At 69.8% G+C, this 13343-nt stretch carries 15 protein-coding genes; 5 read left to right on the top strand and 10 right to left on the bottom strand.

The annotated features are described in order from the left end of the window. Nucleotides 1-1099 (top strand): hypothetical protein (locus tag BIV24_RS13910; protein WP_071366601.1); only part of this gene is annotated, 1099 nt, incomplete at its 5' end. 24 nt (nucleotides 1100-1123) lie between these two features. Further along, nucleotides 1124-1468: a hypothetical protein gene (locus tag BIV24_RS13915; protein WP_071366602.1), complete on the top strand. Its 345-nt coding sequence runs from the start codon at nucleotides 1124-1126 to the stop codon at nucleotides 1466-1468. Nucleotides 1469-1476: 8 nt separating this feature from the next. Here the strand turns inward: BIV24_RS13915 and BIV24_RS13920 are convergent, their stop codons facing one another. Next, on the bottom strand, nucleotides 1477-2889 hold the full coding sequence (locus tag BIV24_RS13920) for an amino acid permease (RefSeq protein ID WP_071366603.1): 1413 nt from the start codon (nucleotides 2887-2889) through the stop codon (nucleotides 1477-1479). Between the two features lie 307 nt (nucleotides 2890-3196). Between BIV24_RS13920 and BIV24_RS13925 the strand changes: the two genes are divergently transcribed. Next, nucleotides 3197-3400 carry a nuclear transport factor 2-like protein gene (locus tag BIV24_RS13925; RefSeq protein WP_107459426.1) on the top strand — a complete coding sequence of 68 codons (204 nt, stop codon included), beginning with the start codon at nucleotides 3197-3199 and terminating at the stop codon, nucleotides 3398-3400. A gap of 324 nt (nucleotides 3401-3724) precedes the next feature. Here the strand turns inward: BIV24_RS13925 and BIV24_RS35350 are convergent, their stop codons facing one another. From BIV24_RS35350 to BIV24_RS13950, 5 genes are all read right to left on the bottom strand, one after another. Further along, the gene (locus BIV24_RS35350; protein ID WP_245766802.1) at nucleotides 3725-4627 is read right to left on the bottom strand and encodes a YwqG family protein; all 903 of its coding nucleotides are present in this window, start codon (nucleotides 4625-4627) and stop codon (nucleotides 3725-3727) included. A gap of 61 nt (nucleotides 4628-4688) precedes the next feature. Beyond that, nucleotides 4689-5279: an anthrone oxygenase family protein gene (locus BIV24_RS13935; RefSeq protein WP_071366604.1), complete on the bottom strand. Its 591-nt coding sequence runs from the start codon at nucleotides 5277-5279 to the stop codon at nucleotides 4689-4691. Nucleotides 5280-5352: 73 nt separating this feature from the next. Then, the gene (locus tag BIV24_RS13940) at nucleotides 5353-6309 is read right to left on the bottom strand and encodes an AraC family transcriptional regulator (protein WP_071366605.1); all 957 of its coding nucleotides are present in this window, start codon (nucleotides 6307-6309) and stop codon (nucleotides 5353-5355) included. A 273-nt stretch (nucleotides 6310-6582) separates the two neighbouring features. Next, the gene (locus BIV24_RS13945; RefSeq protein ID WP_177198714.1) at nucleotides 6583-7419 is read right to left on the bottom strand and encodes an NmrA family NAD(P)-binding protein; all 837 of its coding nucleotides are present in this window, start codon (nucleotides 7417-7419) and stop codon (nucleotides 6583-6585) included. 288 nt (nucleotides 7420-7707) lie between these two features. Further along, nucleotides 7708-8697 carry an EamA family transporter gene (locus tag BIV24_RS13950; protein ID WP_071366606.1) on the bottom strand — a complete coding sequence of 330 codons (990 nt, stop codon included), beginning with the start codon at nucleotides 8695-8697 and terminating at the stop codon, nucleotides 7708-7710. A 79-nt stretch (nucleotides 8698-8776) separates the two neighbouring features. On the opposite strand from BIV24_RS13950, the gene BIV24_RS13955 reads away from it, so the two are divergent. Then, nucleotides 8777-9667, top strand: coding sequence for a LysR family transcriptional regulator (locus BIV24_RS13955; protein WP_071366613.1), 891 nt, complete (start codon nucleotides 8777-8779; stop codon nucleotides 9665-9667). Between the two features lie 138 nt (nucleotides 9668-9805). Next, nucleotides 9806-10237 carry an ester cyclase gene (locus tag BIV24_RS13960; RefSeq protein ID WP_071366607.1) on the top strand — a complete coding sequence of 144 codons (432 nt, stop codon included), beginning with the start codon at nucleotides 9806-9808 and terminating at the stop codon, nucleotides 10235-10237. Here BIV24_RS13960 and BIV24_RS36455 read toward each other — a convergent pair. The 4 genes from BIV24_RS36455 to BIV24_RS13975 all read right to left on the bottom strand — a co-directional run bounded on the left by BIV24_RS36455 (nucleotide 10182) and on the right by BIV24_RS13975 (nucleotide 13252). Then, nucleotides 10182-10418 (bottom strand): lactate/malate family dehydrogenase, encoded by a 237-nt coding sequence (locus BIV24_RS36455; RefSeq protein ID WP_079168255.1) that lies wholly within the window; start codon nucleotides 10416-10418, stop codon nucleotides 10182-10184. The genes BIV24_RS13960 and BIV24_RS36455 overlap by 56 nt on opposite strands. Then, the gene (locus tag BIV24_RS13965; protein ID WP_071366608.1) at nucleotides 10415-11251 is read right to left on the bottom strand and encodes a family 1 encapsulin nanocompartment shell protein; all 837 of its coding nucleotides are present in this window, start codon (nucleotides 11249-11251) and stop codon (nucleotides 10415-10417) included. The genes BIV24_RS36455 and BIV24_RS13965 overlap by 4 nt, the downstream gene beginning before the upstream one ends. Before the next feature lie 19 nt (nucleotides 11252-11270). Further along, on the bottom strand, nucleotides 11271-12314 hold the full coding sequence (locus BIV24_RS13970) for a Dyp-type peroxidase (RefSeq protein WP_071366609.1): 1044 nt from the start codon (nucleotides 12312-12314) through the stop codon (nucleotides 11271-11273). A 371-nt stretch (nucleotides 12315-12685) separates the two neighbouring features. Further along, a complete protein-coding gene (locus BIV24_RS13975; protein ID WP_071366610.1) occupies nucleotides 12686-13252 on the bottom strand; it encodes a rhodanese-like domain-containing protein in 567 nt (188 codons plus the stop codon). Nucleotides 13253-13343: the final 91 nt, after the last annotated feature.

Genomic DNA, 13343 nt, shown 5'->3' on the forward strand with positions numbered 1-13343 from the left:
CACCCCCACCCCGAGGCGATCCCTGTCGCGCAGACTCGCGCCGACAGCGGGCCTGCTGCTGCTGTCCCCGATTTGCGCCGAGTACCTCATCGGCTACGACCAGAACATCGGCCGCCCGCTGGACCTGCTGGCCGGCCTGCTCTTACTCGCCCCGCTCTACGGCACACCCGCGGTGATGATCCGCGAGGTCACCCGCCGAACCGGACACGGATGGCCGACGATCCTGCTGCTGAGCGCGGCATTCGGCCTGGTCCAGGCGGGACTTGTCGACCAGAGTCTTTTCAACCCGGACTTCGTGGACGACCCGTCCTGGGACCAGGGACGGCTGCCCACCCTCCTGCCCGCCCTGGGCATCAGCGTCAGCCATGCACTGAACTTCGTCGCGGGCCATGTGATCTGGAGCTTCGCCGCACCGATCGCGGTAGTCGAGGCCTGCGTCCCGCGACTCGCCGACCGGCCGTGGCTACGCAGGGGCGGCATGAGCTTGATGGCCGGGCTGTATGCCCTGGCGGTCTTGTTCACCTTCCACGAGCACACCCGCCACTTCATGGCCAGCCCCGGACAGTTGGGCGCCACCACCGCGATCGTGCTCGCTCTTGCTTCGGCCGCCCTCGTGATACCGCCTCGCCGTGCGGACCGGTCCGGCCGGGCCCCGTCGCCGTGGTCGGCCGGTGGCGCCGCCTTCGTCCTGCTGGCCGTTCACCAGCTGGTCCCGTCAACCTGGACGGGCAGCGCCATAGACGTGCTGGCACTCGCCTCGCTCGGCGGCCTGCTGTGGTGGTGGTCGGCTCGGGAGCGATGGGACCGTGTTCACACCCTGGCCGTGGGCGGTGCCGCACTGCTGGTCAATACGGGTCTGTCCTTTGCGGTAGAACCCCTGGGCCAGGTGTCCTACGCCGTCAAGTACTCCGCCAACACCACTCTGCTGCTGGCTGTACTGACTCTCCTGGTGTGGGCCCGCCACCGACTACGTGAGCTGACTCCGGCCTCCGCTCACGATGATGCCGGCGCTGGGCAACACGGCGGTCCGGACCGCCGCGCCCAAGTCGGCGCCCAGATCTCGGCGTCAGAGCGGTCGAACCGCCCGGAGCAGAGATAGTCGCGGAGCGCGGCGAGCAACAGCGTGATCCTCTCCGACGCCGACGACGGCCGGACCGTGGACGTGGCCCCCCATGCCATGGTCCGGGTGCACCTGCACGCCATCCGCGGCGTGCATCAGACCTGGGTGTGGGATGTGCCGGCCGCCGCCTCGCCTGCAGTGCTCTCCCGGTCCTCGGGCAGCACGCCACCGAGCGGTGACGCGGAGGCGGGTTTCCACGCCGTGGACAAGGGAGTGACCGACATCACGGCCCACCGACGGTGTGTCCCGGACCCGGGCCATGTCTGCCCGCTGGTGGTCATCTCCTGGACGATCACTGTCGCCGCCCGCTGGGCCGGTCGCTCCCGGGCCTGCCAGGCAGCCCCGTGATCACATGATCAGGAGTTCTCGAGCCGCGCCTGCCTGCGGGCCGCCATGATCGCGTAGACGATGACTCCCGCGAACAGGAACAGCACACCCTGGTAGACCGCCGCATACCCGGCGCCCGCGACGAGCCACATCGAGAAGGCTGCCGCGACCGCCGTGACCACGGCGTCCCTCGCCAGCCGCGCCCCGTCGACCCGCTCGCGCCGCCCCGAGGCGAGGTGGAAGATCTGTGCGGCCGTGGCCAGCAGATACGGCACCGTCGCGGTGAACGTGGTGACGAGGACCAGCATCTCGAAGACCTTGCCCGAGCCCGACATGTAGTTGTAGACGGTGAGCAGTGAGGCGAGGACGACGGTGACAGCGACCCCGAAGGTCGGGACGCCCCGCCGCCGACGCGCGAAGGCGGCGGGGAACAGGCCGTCCTGCGCCGCGGCGTACGGGGTCTGGGCACTCAGCAGCGTCCAGCCGTTCAGACAGCCGGTCATCGACACGAGCGCGGCAAGGGCGACGGCCCAGCCACCCCAGGTGCCACCGAACATGGCGTTCACGGCGTCCGAGAAGGGCGCAGTGGACTTCACCAGGCGGTCGTGCGCGACCGAGCCGAAGACGGACAGCGTGCCCAGCAGATAGACGAGCGCCGCACCCGCGGTGCCGATGACCGTGGCGCGTCCCACATTGCGCCGGGGGTTCTTCACCTCGCCCGCGCTGACGGCGGCGGACTCGACACCGAGGTAGGAGAACAGCAGAAGCGCGGCCGAGGCGGACACCGCGCCGATCGCGCTGCCGCCGCTCGCATTGAACGATCCGAGGTTGTCCGGGTCGAAGAAGAACAGTCCGCCGACCGCGACGAGCAGGAGAGGCACGAACTTGAGCACGGTGGAGACGAGCTGGACGGCGCCCACGTAGCGACTGCCCGCGAAGTTGGCGAGCGCGGGCAGCCACTGCAGGGTGAGCGCTGCCAGGCACGCGGTCCAGCGGTGGCCGTTCACCGGGATCAGCACATTGAGGTAGCCGACGGCGGCGACGGCGAGCGCCGCGTTCGACACCCACGTGGTGATCCAGTACGCCCAGGCGGCGAGGAATCCGGCGAAGTCGCCGAAGGCCCCCCGGGCGTAGACGTACGGCCCGCCGGTGCGCGGGTCTCGTTCGGCGAGTCGGCCGAAAACCAGGGCGAGGGCGATGGCGCCGACGGTCAGGATGCCGAAGGCGACCAGGCTCACAGTGCCGTAGGGGGCGACGGAGGCCGGCAGCAGGAAGATACCGCCGCCGATGATGTTGCCCATGACCAGCGCAGTGGCGACGGGCAGCCCGAAGCGGCGGGCGTGTCTGCCGGTGTTGCCGGTGGGGTCCTCGGCGGAGGCGGAGACCGCGGGGTTCTCCTGCGGGGCCGGAGCCGACGGCGGGACGGTTCCGGGGACGTGCATGGGGTGGTGCGCCTCTCTTCGAGCCTGGTGCCCGGGACCGCCGGGACGGTGCCCATGATCGGGCATAGTCCGATGTCATGCCAAATCGCCCGTTTTTGTCCGGCAAGAGCGGGTCTGGCGCCGTAAAAGGTGCACCGCGATGGGCTCTGGAGCGGGAATCGTCCAGCGACACCTTCGAACCGTCCTCCTCGAGGCGGCCTTGCCGAGCGGCCGGGTGCCGGGATGAACGGCCGGTTTTCCCCCGTCACGAGGGGCGCGAGGCCGTACGTGCGGGATACCGGGCGGCCTGGGTGCCGCCCCCGCCCAGGTGGAGGAGATCAGGAAGATCGCGGCCTACGAGACCGCCGATCCCGAAGTGATCATCGCCGAGCATGTCGTGGTGGGAACGCTGCCGATCAGGCGCACCGCCTTCACCGTCCCCGGCCTCCTGGTACTCCAGGTCCACGGCGGCCTGAACACTCGGGTCCGCGACTACATGGACGGCTCGGGGGGCGTCGGCGCCAGGAGGTGATACCCGATCCGGCTGGGGGTACCTCCCAGGCCCTTAAGGAACTGAGGGAGGACGACACCGCCCCTGCACGACCGGAGTGATCATGCAGGGCATCGGACCGCCCAGGCCCGACCGGGCATCCCAAAGCATGAGGAACCCCGCCTCCCGCGTCCCCGGGCCACGGGCCACGGGCCACGGACCACGGACACGATCCGCCGGGACCGGACGCGGAGCGAAACCAGGGAACCAGGGAACCAGCGTGTCCACAACCCTTCGGCGCACACGGCTGAGCACGAGTCCTGGCAACAGGACTCACTCTCGCTCAATCCTTGGAAACCGTCAGAGTCAGTGCAGGTCTGCCTGGAAGGGATGACGGTGGTCGGCAGGGCACGCGAAGATCCGCAGATCCCCGAACCGGCCGACGACGACCCCTGTCTCGTGGTCGCTTGCCACGGTGAACAGCAGCCTCATGTCCGTGACGCACTCGCCGCACGGAAAGGCTGTGGGATACGTCAGGTGCCAGGTTGGCCAGCCGCCCATTTTCCAGCCGGCGAGGCGGGTGATGACATCACCGCCGTCGCCCGTCTCACGGACCAGTTCTTCCAGCCGCGGGCGAAGCTCCGGGGGCATTTCCTCCCGGAAGGGGAAGTCGGTCACGTGCTCAGCGGCGATGGCACACGCCTGGGGCAGGTAACCGTCCTCGTCGTACCGCGAAGGCGACGGCGGGGTCGCCAACCGGCTTGCCACATCAGCGGCGCGACGCCATCGCACCTCGATGACAGGGCTGACGTCGGCCTGCTGAGACGGAGGATCCCAGTGCTCGTTGGGACACCAAAGAATCTGCAAGAGGTCAAAGTCGGCCGGCCACCACGGTCCCGGCACGTCGCGCCGGAAGATCTGGGCGACGGGCACCATGGCCGTGGCAGGTGTCCCATCTGGGTTGCCCTCGTCGGGTAGCGAGCACTCGGGCCACGGTTCGTCACTCGGCCAAAGCAGCATGCCGCCGATCGAGCTGTCCCCGACCTCCGGTTCTCCCCGCTCGGGATGGAGCAGCGCTGCATCGCGCGCGTAGGGAGCGAGTTCGGGAAGTGCGGCGAGTATCGCCTCAGTTGATGGTCTGGGGGTGCGTGTCATCATGCCTTCTGGTGCGCTTGTCGTCGAGCGCTCGCAGCGTACAGGCGAGCTATGACAGCTTCCCGCTCGCGGCACAGGTACCCCGACCCGCGTGATCACCGCGGAGCGCGCCACGCTTTGGCCGTCGTGCGTATCGGCTGCCGCGGGTGGCCTCGGTGAGGCGGCACCGGGGCTGTCAGTGACCGTGGAGCATGGCCTGCGCACGGCCGTTGAGCCTGACGGCTTGGGCCATGCAGCCGAGGGCGGCGGTGTTGAGCAGGGTGCGCAGGATGTTGGTGCTCTCCCACGTGGTCTTGAACTTGTCGATGACGGAGAAGTCATGGGCCTTGGCGGGATTGCCGAGGTCGGCGAGCTCGTTGTTGAGCGGAATGTTCACGGTGAACGTGACCAGCAGGACCACGAGGTACAACACGGTGGCCAGGCCCGCCCACAGGGCGACCGCCCTGCGGCCGCGGCGGTACTCGATGACGGTGGCGGCCCCGGCGGCCAGGAGCGCGCCGGTGAAGACGAGGCCGAACAGTCCGTTGCCGTCGATCTCGCTGTTGAAGTTCTGCATCGCGGTGGCGAAGGTGCGTTCGTCGGTGTGGTTCAGCCCGGGCATCACCGACACGTTGAAGGCGAAGAACAGGCCGGCCATGAGGCCCACCGCGACCGTCGACACGATGAGCAGCGGGCCGACGGTCCTGCTCGGTCGTTCGGCCGGTCGCGGTGGTGTGGGGGTGTGGCCGACCGGCCGGCTTTGCTGCTGGGGCGGATGGGTTGTCATCGGTGTGTCCTCGTTCTGGTCGAAACGGTGACGGGGGTGGAGGCTGACGCCGGGCGGCGGTGGAATCTCCGCCTCACGTCCATGGGGTGCCCGCGAGCGCCCGGGCGCGGTATTCCTGGGGAGTGACGCCGCGTACCCGTTTGAACGCGGAACTCAGTGCGAAGCCGCTGCTGTAGCCGACCCTGCGCGCCACCGTGGCCAGGGTCGCGTCCGGTTCGCGCAGGAGGTCCGCAGCGAGGGTGAGCCGCCAGCCGGCGAGGTAGGCCATCGGCGGCTCCCCGACGACGTCGGTGAAGCGGCGGGCGAGTTGGGCCCGGGAGACCCCGACCTTGCGGGCGATCGACTCGACCGTCCACGCATGGGCCGGGCTGTCGTGCAGCAGCCGCAGCGCGGGCCCCACGACCGGGTCGCTCTGTGCCCGGTGCCAGGCCGGTGCGCCAGAGTCGGGGTCGGCCAGCCAGCCGCGCAGTACGTTGACCAGGAGCAGGTCCAGCAGACGGTCCAGGACCAGTTCCTGGCCCGGCTCGTCCCGGACCATCTCCTTGGCGAGCAGTCCGATCAGCGGGTCGTTGCCCTCGTCGGCGGGGCGCACCAGGACGGCGGGCAAGGTGCTCAGCAGACGGCGGCCGATCTCGCTGGGCGCCTGGTAGGTGCCGGAGAGCATCACCGCCGACCCCTCGCCGAGCGCGTCGCCCCAGGTGCGTACGCCGAGGGCCATGGTCTCCGTGACGTTCTCCCCCGCGACGGTGTTGCACTGCTGATCGGCGCCCACGGTGAGCTGCACGGCGGTGTCGAGGGCGTCGGAGATGACGTACGGGTCGGGCCCGCGCATCACGGCCACGTCGCCGGGCCGCAGCAGGACCGGGGCGGCGTGGTCGGGCCTGACCCAGGCGTCGCCGCGCACCATCGTGCCCACCGAGATCGGCGCCCGGTCCTCGATCCGCAGTGCCCACGGCGGGTTGAAGACCGACTTCAGCAGGAAGGCGCCACGCGCCTTGGGCCCCTCGAGGAGGCCGGTGATCGCGTCCATGTCGTCCTTTGAGGTGTGTTGCCGGGCCGGCGACTTGCACGGCGCCAATACGTGCGGGGATCCTGCCCTTTTCGAGACGGGAGGGGAAGCCCACCGGGGCTGACACCGGCTCAGGGACGGGTGTGCAGTGCCGGGGCCCGGCCGAGGCAGGCCGGCGCTGCGGTGCACACCGGCGTACGGGCGGCGTGAGCGGATACCCGGTGCCGCGGAAGCGGCTACGGCGATGCGACCGCGGCACGGGCGTCGGGCCGCGGGCCGCGGTCGCCGGGTGGGTCAGGTGTTCCACACGCCGTCGGCGGCGGCATCGCGGGCGAAGTCGGTGAAATCCTTCGGACCGCGGCCGAGGACCTCTTCGACACCGTGGACGAGATGGGCGTTGCGGCCGTCCAGGATCAACTCGAACAGGTCGGCGAACTCGACGGGAAGTCCGTTGTCCTCAAGGGACTTGCGGAAATCGTCGAGCGTGACCGGGATGTAGGTGATCTGCCGTCCGCTCGCCTTGCTCAGTTCCGCGGCGATCTCGTGGAAGCTCAGCAGACGCGGTCCGGACAACTCGTAGGTCTTGCCGACGTGCCCGTCCTCGGTGAGGGCCGCCACGGCGACGTCGGCGATGTCGTCAGCGTCGACGAACGGCTCCACCGCGTCCCCGGTCGGCAGGGGGAGCTCACCGGCGAGGACCAGTTCGTGGAAGAAGCCCTCGCTGAAGTTCTGCGTGAACCAACTCGCCCTGACCACCGTCCAGTCGGCACCGGACTCCTTGAGCTTGTCCTCGCTGATGCGGGCTCCTTCCTCCCCGCGTCCGGAGAGCAGGACCAGGCGCCGGGCACCCTTGGCGACGGCGGTACGGGCGAAGGCGCCGACAGCCTCTGCGGCGCCCGGGAAGGCCAGGTCGGGGTAGTAGGTGATGTAGACGGCGCCGACGCCTTCGAGGGCGGCGTCCCAGGTGCTGAGGTCCTCCCACACGAAGGGCGGCTCGCCGGAGCGGGAACCGACCCGCACCGGAAGGCCGCGTGCCGTGAGCCGCTCGGCCACCCGGCGACCGGTCTTGCCCGTACCACCGATCACCAGGGTCGTGTTGTTCATGGTCGAGGTGTTCCGCGTGTTCGTCATGCCCTCAGTCAACTCCCCGATCGGTGAGAGGGACCATAGCTGCAAGGCTCACCTCTATACGCGGGCGTCTACGGTCCAGGCGGAATCCGGGCCCACCCGGCCGGCCCGGGACAGGGTGCAGCGGCACCCGGCCGGGAAAGCGCTCGGCGGGCCTGTCGACCGGGTCTTCCTACATCAGGGCCCCGCCGGTCAGACCGGGAACGGTGCCGCCCTGTCCGGCGTCGGGCATCAACATCCCGGTACCCGACCGGAGTGCTTCGATGACGTGGCCCAGCATCTGCCCCGGTGTCATTCCGCCGTCAGGTGTTCCCGGGTCGTGTGCCCTCCTTGCATCTGGACCTCTCGCATGTGATCTCCTGCCGGCCTCGCGGGTGTGCTGCGACGGAACAGCTTCGGGGAGTTGAGCTGCGCGGCGAGCATGGCGGCCAAGGCGAGGACGAACCCGAGTACCTGCAACAGGTTCAGCGACTCGCCCAGCATGGTGCCGACGACGGTCGCGACCAGCGGAGACAGCAGCACCAGCGGCGCGGACGCACCGACCGGCAGCCGTCCGATCCCGCGGAACCACACCATGTACGCGATCAGCCCGCCCATGCTGCCCAGCCACAGGTAGCCGCCGACCGCTCCCGCATCGATCTGCTGCGGCACTCCCTCGACCGCGAGGGTGAGCGGAAGCAACAGCAGGCCGCCGATCGTCAGTTGCCAACCGGCCAGGGTCAGTGGGCCGACCCCTGCGGGACGGCCCCAGCGCTTGGTGAGGACGACACCGACAGCCATGGTGGCCGTACCGCCGAGGCCTGCGAGCACCCCTACGGCATCCAGCCGGGCCCCTGGCCCGAGCACGACCAGCCCGACACCGGCCAGACCGATCACACCCCAGGTCAAACGCCAGGCCGTCGGCCGGTCGCGAAGCACCGCGACGGCCAACCCGGCGACCATCAGCGGCTGGGCAGCGCCGAGGGTGGCGGCGACACCTCCGGGCAGCCGTTCGGCCGCCAGGAACAACAGGGGGAAGAACGCGCCTATGTTGAGCGCGCCGAGAATGGCGGCCTTCCACCACCAGTCCCCGCGCGGAAGCACCCGGGTGATCGCCAGCGCGATCAGTCCGGCGGGGAGGGCGCGCATCAGCCCGGCGAACAGCGGATGCCCGGGCGGAAGCAGCTGTGTGGTCACGGCGTACGTGGTGCCCCAGGAAATGGGAGCGAGTGCGGTGACCGCGACGGTTGCCGCCTGCGAGGTCCGCAGCGGGCCCGGTGGTTGCTGGGTCGTGGAGTTCATGCAATGAAGTCTCGGCCGCCACCCATCATGAGTCCAACACATGCTTGCCATAGCAGCTATGAACCATGACGATGGTTGTGTGGATCTCCAGCAGATGCGATACGTCGTCGCCGTCGCCGAAACCCGTAACTTCACCCGCGCCGCGGAGCGCTGCTTCGTGGTGCAGTCGTCACTCAGTCACCGGATCGCCGGCCTGGAACGGGAACTCGGAGTCAGGCTGTTCGCCCGGTCCAGCCGCCGTGTCGACCTCACCGACGCCGGAGCGGCGTTTCTCGTCGGCGCGCGCGAGTGCCTGGCCGCTGCCGACCGCGCGGTTGCCGATGCCGCCGCCGCCACCGGTGTGGTACGCGGCCGGCTCGCCGTCGGCGTGATCGTGACCACGGCTGCGGTCGACGTACCCGAGCTGCTGCAGCGGTACCGCGCCCGGCACCCCGACGTCCATGTGGTCCTGCGCCCCGGACACAGCGCCGAACTGGCTGCGGCGATCCGTAACGGCGACCTGGACATCGCCTTCCTCGGCCTGCCCGAGAGCGAAAGGCCCTCCGGTGTGGAGAGCGTTGTTCTCGATCACGACAAGCACGTGCTGGTGGTGCAGGCGGAACACCGGCTGGCGGGCGCTTCCCAGGTCGCGCTGCGGGAGATCACCGAGGAGACGTTCGTGGACTTCGCGCACGGGTCACCCGGCCGGGCCCAGTCCGACGAGGCGTTCGCCGCCGCGGGCCTGGTCCGCGAGGTCGCGTACGAGGCCGGCGCCGGCGAGTTGATGACTCGGCTGATTGCGCGCGGGCTCGGCGTCGCGCTGCTGCCGTCGGCGTTCATCCGGCCGCTGGCCGCCGACAACCCCGAACTGGCTCTGGTCCCGGTGGTCGACGGGCCGCGTCGCATCGAGTGGCTGGCGTGGAGCCGATTCAACCCCAGCCCAGCCACCCGAGCGATGCTCGATGTCCTCGGGGTCGTCCGACACGCGTAGCCTCACAGGCTCTTCGGCGGCGCGCAGCCGAAGAGGCGCACGTCACACTCGTTCATGTCACATCGCGGCAGGTCCGTTCGGTCATACATGTGCAGCGACAACCACCCGCGGGCTCAGACCCTTCCGAGGAGAAGCCACATGCCGACAGACCGGACAGCAACCAACAAGGCGACGCTGAGGGGCTTGCACGACGCCTTGAACACCCGCGATCTGGAGGTCATCTCGAAGACGATCGACGAGGTCGTCGCCCCGAACGTGCTGTTCCACGCGCCGGTGCCCATGGCGGAGACGGGGGCGCAGGCGCTCAAGCAGGTGTGGACGGTGCTCCTTCGTGCGTTTCCCGACCTTCATGTCGCGGCCGAGGACATGATCGCCGAGGGGGACAAGGTTGTCGTCAGGAATTTGGTGACCGGGACCCACCAGGGCGAGTACAGGGGCCTCCCGCCGACCGGCGCATCCGTCACATATGGCGAGATCTTCATCTTCCGCTTCACAGGCGGACGGGTCGCCGAGATCAGGGGGGTCGTCGACGTCTTCTCGCAGATGCGACAGCTCGGCATGATTCCCTGAGGCTCGCCGTGACCAGGGCGGGTGACAGCGGCGCGGCGAAGCCCAGGTCGGCGGCGACGCCGTCGGCGCGAGGAGTGTCGCGGTCGATCAGAACGATCTCCCGGCAGGTTCCCCCGCGTTCGACCAGGGACAGGGCCGTGGCGGCCCCGACTGCCCCCACCCCGACGATGCCGACCTTCATGTCTCCGCCTCCAACGGTTCGACCGGCCAAGGCGGCTCCACCTCCACGGGCACGACGGCTTCGCCGGTGTACACGTGGAAGGTCAGCGTCTCCTGGAAGTACAGGTGGATGGTGTGCTCGTCGTGCGACAGGTATCCGATGGACAGGTCCTGGCCGATGCGCAGTTCGAAGTCGCCGCCCCGTTTGGACAGCAGGAAGGCGCCGTCAATGGCGGGCGCCCAGACGATGTCGCCGTCCAGGACCCGGGCGATGTGTTTGATGATCGGGTAGCCGTGGTCGGATGTTTCGCTGACAGCGGTGTAGGCCTCGGCGCTCAGCGCCAGGGCGTACGGGCCGCCGACGCCGGCAAGCCGCAGCGCGGTCAAGGCCTTGCTGACGACGTCCGGGTATGCGCGCACCTCGTTCGGCAACGTCAGAGCGGAGTTGGCCGAACTCTCCCGCAGGCCCGAGATACCGGCGGCCGCGTAGCCCTCGAACACCGCGCGGTCTTCGGCGAAGGCGATCTTCCGGGCGGCGTCCTTGACCGCCTGCCAGTCGGCGTCTTTGGCGCCTCGTGCGACGTCGTCGACCTGCTGCCGGTCGACGGTGAACGGCACGCGCAGTTCGATCAGGGGCTGGAACCGGCGCACGCGGGCCATGACCCCTTCGGCGGGCGCATCCACGTCCTGCAGGTGCCCGGTCCCCACGCCCGCCAGTTCGAGACCACCCGGCTCGGGCACGTCGACGATCCGGCGGGCCGCGACGTGCCGCGCGAACGTACGTCGTGCCTCGTCCTCCAGGTCGGCCCACGCGGCGGCGGAGATGGGTGCCAGTTCCCGGTGAAGATTGTCCATCGCGGGTGCTCGCCTTCCTTCACGTCCTCAGGTCACCGATGCCCAGGGAGCCGTCCGCGGCCGGCACGGCGTCGGCTCTGTCGGCGCGATCGGTCTCCTCGTTCTCACGCGCGGCCGGCGGATCGGGGAGGTTGTCGAGAAAGTCGCTGGTGGGGACGTAGAACAGCGATCCCGTCACCGGGGTGGAGAAGTCCAGGATCCGGTCGTGGGCGGCCGGTGGTGCGCCCAGGAACATGCGCTCCAGCATCCGCTCCGTCACGGCCGGAGTGCGGGCGTAGCCGATGAAGTACGTACCGAACTCACCCTGCCCCACGGTGCCGAAAGGCATGTTGTCGCGGAGGATCTCGTGCTTCGTCCCGTCCGGGTCCTCGATCGTGGTCAGTGCCACATGGGAGTCGACCGGCTTGACGGCGTCGTCCAGTTCGATGTCGGAGAGTTTTCTGCGTCCGATCACCATCTCCTGCGCCTCGACCGGAAGGGCGTTCCACGCCCGCAGATCGTGCATGTACTTCTGCACGATCACATAGCTGCCGCCGCTGAACCGGGGGTCCTCGTCGCCGATCAGGACCGCCGCGCTCGCCGCCGGGCCGGTCGGGTTCTCGGTGCCGTCCACGAACCCGAGCAGGTCCCGCATGTCGAAGTACGTGAACCCGTGTACCTCGTCACGCACGGTGACCACGCCACGGAGTCGGTCCATGATCTCGGCGCCCAGTGCGAAGCAGAGGTCCGGACGAGCCGCGCGGATGTGGAACAGCAGGTCACCGGGTGTCGAAACCGCCCGGTGGCGGGCTCCGGCCAGCTCGCGGAAAGGGTGCAGGTCCGCCGGGCGGGGACCGGCGAACAGCCGGTCCCATGCCCGCGAGCCGATACCGACGACCGCGCTCAGCTTCCCGTCCAGCGTGGCCCGGAAACCGACCGCCCGCTGCAGCCCGTTCAGGTCCGACAGGACCTCCCGTACGGCCGGCTCGCCACCCTGGTCGACCGTCACGACCAGGAAGAGCGCCGCGCCCGTCAGCGGGGACAGCACCGGCTGAGGCACCGGCTCCTGGGAGTGTGCGCACATGCGACGCGCCCCTTCTGGTCGGTCATGGACGGCCGAGCATGGAGACGGTGATCGCGAGGGGCGGGGCGTGTGTGTGACGGACTCCGGTGCCGCCTCCGGCCCGGCACCGGCCTTCACGTCGTATTCAGGCGCTGATCGAAGCGAGTGCCCGCGGGAACGCCTCCCTGCTCACCGTAGGACGCGATCTCAGCACTCGCCACCGCTTGGCGACCTGCCTGCTCGCCGGTGACCGGCTGGTTCTCGCCGGACTCCACGCGCCGAAGCCAGAGCCTCCGTGGAGTACGTCCGCCCGCATACCGCCACGCGCACCGGGGCCCGGCTGAAGACCGTGTCCGTATGTGGTGCTTCTGCCGGGCCCGGGGTGGGATGGGCTACTTCCGCAGGGTGGCCAGGATGTCGTCGAGGTCGGCGGTTCCGGTGCGGGGGCGGTTGTAGGGGAGTTTGCCCAGGAGGTTGCCCATGGCGCAGGTGTTGCTGAGGGCGGAGAAGACGAGGCCGGCGCCGATGGCGGCGGAGAACCAGCGGGCGCCGGGCAGTGCCAGGTCGGTGAGGAGGCCGAGGATGACGAGGGAGCCTGCGGCCATGCGGACCTGGCGGTCCATAGCCCATACGGCGCGGGCACCGGCGGGTCGGTTCAGGGGGCGGCCGCTTTGGGCCCAGGCGCTGGTGCCGCCGACCACGGTGAAGGCGGGGATGCCGGCTGCGGCCAGCTGGGTGCAGGCGGTCTGGGAGCGGGCGCCGGAGGCGCACACGACGGCGAGTTCGCCGCGCTGGGCGGCGGCGCTCAGGTCCGGGAGGGCGCGCTGCAGTTTGTCGAGGGGGATGTTGCGGGCGCCGGGGATGTGGCCGCCGGCGTACTCGCCGGGTGAGCGCACGTCGATGACGGTGAGCTGTCCCAGGCGGGGTTCGAGCTGGTCGGCGGTGAGGGAGGCTGCCATGGTGGCGGTGTTCCTTTCGGCGAACGGTTCACAGGCGCGGTGTGGTGCGGGGTGGCCTTTGCGGGTGCGGGGCTCGGGGGGTGGTGCGGGG

The sequence above is a fragment of the Streptomyces colonosanans genome, assembly GCF_001866645.1.
GTDB lineage: Bacteria > Actinomycetota > Actinomycetes > Streptomycetales > Streptomycetaceae > Streptomyces > Streptomyces colonosanans.